Source organism: Collinsella aerofaciens ATCC 25986, assembly GCF_964239575.1.
Taxonomy (GTDB): Bacteria; Actinomycetota; Coriobacteriia; order Coriobacteriales; family Coriobacteriaceae; genus Collinsella; species Collinsella aerofaciens_BQ.
Map to the genome: position 1 here is coordinate 1 of NZ_CAXSQQ010000059.1, position 1,223 is coordinate 1,223.

At 49.3% G+C, this 1,223-nt stretch carries 2 protein-coding genes; one reads left to right on the forward strand and one right to left on the reverse strand.

The window, feature by feature from the left end; genetic code table 11:
- Window positions 1–304 precede the first annotated feature (304 nt).
- On the forward strand, window positions 305–730 hold the full coding sequence (gene tenpIN / locus ACESUZ_RS10070; RefSeq protein WP_373199917.1) for a type III toxin-antitoxin system TenpIN family toxin: 426 nt from the start codon (window positions 305–307) through the stop codon (window positions 728–730).
- A gap of 76 nt (window positions 731–806) precedes the next feature.
- On the opposite strand, the gene ACESUZ_RS10075 is transcribed toward tenpIN, so the two are convergent.
- The gene (locus tag ACESUZ_RS10075; RefSeq protein WP_373199919.1) at window positions 807–1,061 is read right to left on the reverse strand and encodes a hypothetical protein; all 255 of its coding nucleotides are present in this window, start codon (window positions 1,059–1,061) and stop codon (window positions 807–809) included.
- Between the last annotated feature and the right edge of the window lie 162 nt (window positions 1,062–1,223).

Genomic DNA, 1,223 nt, shown 5'->3' on the forward strand with positions numbered 1-1,223 from the left:
GGTATCGGGTTCCCACATTCATCCGCACATGTGCGGATGAATGTGGGAGGTGTTCGGATAAAGTCGATAATCAAGGCTGCCTAATTCTGCCACATTCATTTTTCGAAACCTCACTCATTTCCTTTATAACTTGGGTATACTTAAATCAGAAATTGGTCGTAGGGCGCGACCAACGGAATCAAAAGAAAGCCCACCGAGAAGATTTTGGTCGTAGGGCGCGACCAACGGAATCAAAAGAAAGCCCACTGAGAAGATGCCTTCAATCTCTTTGGGTTGGAGGCATTTTCTTTTTCGGAGGGTCTGCATGAATTCTAAAATCGTCTTTTTGACAAACTCGTTCTACAAAGATCATCCAAACCCGCCGTTCAAAGAGATGGAACAAAAGCAAAATCGTCCTTACATCGTCTTTTTGGTCGAAATCGAGGGACATACGTGGGCCCTACCATTTCGCTCGCATATTCACCATGGGCACGCATTCTTTACCGATGCCGAAAACAAATGCGGGATTGATTATTCGAAAGCCGTCGATGTAGACAAGCCAGAATATATAGATCAACAGGTGCGTCCACACTTGCGCCAGAACGAATATGAAGCTCTTCGCGGAAATGAATTCGCAGTTCAAAAGGGATTTGAAAAATATATCAAGCTTTACAAGCGGGCTGTTCGATCGGGACATCCGCGCTATCAATCGCTTATCAAGTATTCTACGTTGCAGAATTATGATTTGTAGCCAAGTTGGAGCATAGTGGATTCAGGCTCCGCCGTATGCTTAAATCATATTCACACGATAATTTGAGGAAGGGACGCTATGTGAAGGCCACAAAGCGTCCCTTCTTTCCCCGCTTGGCAGCCGGGGCCAGGCTCTCAGTGCGTCGAGCCTCGGCTGGGTCTGGACCGAAGCCGACCACCTGGAGCTTAACGGCTACGTCGCCCAAGACAAACATAACGATCAAGACTACGCTGCCCGCGTCCTCCAAGCAAAGAGCCGCCACTGCGACCGTAGCGACGATCCCTAAGCCCGCCGACAACAACTGGATCTCCGCTTCCTTAACGCTTTTCATTCTGGAAACAGCGCTCTTGGCTGCCGCATATCGCTGCTAAGGCCTCGTTTAAGTGAGACCAGGGGAGAAGTGAATGCAGCCATTGCGGTAGTGTCGAGAAAGTTGGTGTAGAGCCCCATCCGAAGCGAGTCGGCCCGGCGTCCTAGAATCTGGAACACGGTT